The sequence below is a fragment of the Mesorhizobium sp. M1A.T.Ca.IN.004.03.1.1 genome, assembly GCF_003997555.1.
Classification (GTDB): Bacteria; Pseudomonadota; Alphaproteobacteria; order Rhizobiales; family Rhizobiaceae; genus Mesorhizobium.
Genome location: NZ_RZTV01000683.1, coordinates 1 through 254 on the forward strand (window position 1 = coordinate 1; position 254 = coordinate 254).

At 61.4% G+C, this 254-nt stretch carries 1 protein-coding gene; it reads right to left on the minus strand.

What is annotated here, in order from left to right; all coding sequences use genetic code 11:
• Positions 1-63 precede the first annotated feature (63 nt).
• A partial coding sequence (locus EOD29_RS33400) for a hypothetical protein (RefSeq protein ID WP_164764026.1) occupies positions 64-254 on the minus strand: 191 nt, incomplete at its 5' end.

The following is a 254-nucleotide window of genomic DNA, read 5'->3' on the forward strand; positions in this document are numbered from 1 at the left end:
ATCCAGTCTTGGTTGGCGGAAGTCGCGCCGACCATAGCAAGGATCATTCGAGACGCAAGGCGTTCAACGGCCGTTTTCGCGTCGGGCTTCGTCGCCTCCGGCCGATGCTTTCGGCATGGTTTCGGAGGCCGCCGCTTCGCGGTTGCGGCGTCCGTTCAACCTATCGCGGATGCGCTGAATAATGTCCTTGAGGTTGATGAAGATCGGCAGGGTGGTGGCGGGTTCGACCGCTTCGAGAGACATGCCGACGGAGG